This is a genomic window from Paraglaciecola polaris LMG 21857 (assembly GCF_000315055.1).
GTDB lineage: Bacteria > Pseudomonadota > Gammaproteobacteria > Enterobacterales > Alteromonadaceae > Paraglaciecola > Paraglaciecola polaris.
This window is the reverse complement of record NZ_BAER01000043.1, coordinates 1-1737: the sequence shown is the minus strand read 5'-3', so window position 1 is coordinate 1737 and position 1737 is coordinate 1. Positions and strand designations below refer to the sequence as shown.

At 44.6% G+C, this 1737-nt stretch carries 1 protein-coding gene, 1 tRNA gene and 1 pseudogene; all 3 read left to right on the top strand.

Features of this window, described 5'->3' with window-relative positions:
• The first annotated feature begins 423 nt into the window (after window positions 1-423).
• Window positions 424-513: transfer RNA gene (locus GPLA_RS08265), tRNA-Ser, on the top strand.
• Window positions 514-617: 104 nt separating this feature from the next.
• Complete coding sequence (locus GPLA_RS08260) at window positions 618-884, top strand: DUF6538 domain-containing protein (protein WP_007104408.1); 267 nt, start codon at window positions 618-620, stop codon at window positions 882-884.
• Window positions 877-1614, top strand: a pseudogene (locus tag GPLA_RS08255) (transposase); the annotation flags it as partial. The gene GPLA_RS08260 and the pseudogene GPLA_RS08255, both read left to right, overlap by 8 nt.
• Window positions 1615-1737 lie beyond the last annotated feature (123 nt).

The window sequence follows — 1737 nt, the reverse complement described above, 5'->3', positions numbered from 1 at the left end:
AATTAGCAGTAAACACTTGCGCAGCCAAGCGCTTTTCCCTAACATACGCGCCTGCTGAAAAGCTTGTCTATTGATTGCACAGTATGGATCAAAAAGCGGCTGAGCAAGGTATTCGAAATCTAAGCACATTTACATTTCAACAGTTTGGCGAGGTGAGTGAAACTGGCCTCTTTAGGTGCAAAGCACCGCCCGGTTGAACGACCGGACATGGATGTACGGACTGGGTGCCGATCATCATGGACGTGTTAACTCGAGTTACATACGAAGAGAAAATAGAAAGTTTTGGAGAGGTGGGTGAAACCGGCCTCTTTAGGTGCAAAGCACCGCCCGGTTGAACGGCCGGACATGGATGTACGGACTGGGTGCCGATCATCATGGACGTGTTAACTCTGAGTTACATACGAAGAGAAAATAGAAAGTTTTGGAGAGGTGGCTGAGTGGCTGAAGGCGCACGCCTGGAAAGTGTGTTTAGGGTTAAACCTAACGAGGGTTCGAATCCCTCTCTCTCCGCCATATACCATCAAGGCCTTGCATGACGCAGGGCCTTGTTGTTTCTAGGGTTTAGCGGATTGACCTTGCGTGCCAACTGGTACAAAAGGTTGGTACAAATGAGTATAATGAGTTCTCCTTTCAAGCATCCAAAATCCGGTATTTACTACCTCAGAAAAGGCGTACCAAAACGTCTAGTCCCTATCATTGGGAAAGCTGTATTTAAGCAATCACTAAACACCAAAGATTTACGTGAAGCCAAAAGCCTAATCATCCCCTTGCTCGCAGATGTTGATAACCAAATACGACTAGCAGAACTGCAACTCACAGACGATAGCTCACAAGAGCTCAGTTTAAGAGACTGTCAGATCATAGCTAACCGTTGGTATGGCTGATAGTTGGTCAATGAAAGAAGTCATTAGGCGTTGGCATCAGTTATACCAAGGCACGTTGTTGAGTCAAAAGTATCAAAGAGAAGATACCCTGAGTAAAAGTGAGTTTATGAGCTTGGAAGAAACCGTGACAATTTACCGTCAACGTTTATACGACATCAGCTGGCTCATGCGTAATCTCAATGAACACATTGCTCGTGAAGCCAATAAAGAAGATGGTTGTACTGGTAGGTTTTGGGAAGGTCGATTTAAATCCCAAGCATTGTTAGATGAAAGTGCGGTGTTAGCTTGTATGGCTTATGTAGACTTAAACCCTATTCGAGCCAAGATGGACACTACACCCGAAACGTCAAAACACACCAGTATTCAACAACGTATTCACGCTCTCATCAAGGGAGAACAACCCAGAAAACTGATGCGCTTTGTGGGAAATTACAGACAAAACATGCCTAAAGGCATTGCTTACAGTCTTATTGATTACTGTGAACTAGTGGATTGCACAGGTAGGTGTATTCGAGAGGACAAAGCTGGGCACATCGAGCATCACCACAGTCCAATCTTAGCGCGACTTGGCCTTGACTCAGAGCAATGGTTAACACTGACGACAGAGTTCGAACAACACTTCCATACCGCTGTAGGAAGTGAGCACATGCTACAACAATTCAAACACCACACAGACCATCAACGTATACGAGGGATGGCAAAGGCTAGAGTGCTATTGCAACAAGCTTAAATCATTAGCATTACATCTTTTAACAGCCTTTTGCATAACATGCGCTCAACTACTTTGCCTGTAATTTGAGTTTGGCTATGCATTTAATCGTTTTCAGCGCGTCTCATCCCTAAAATTTATTAC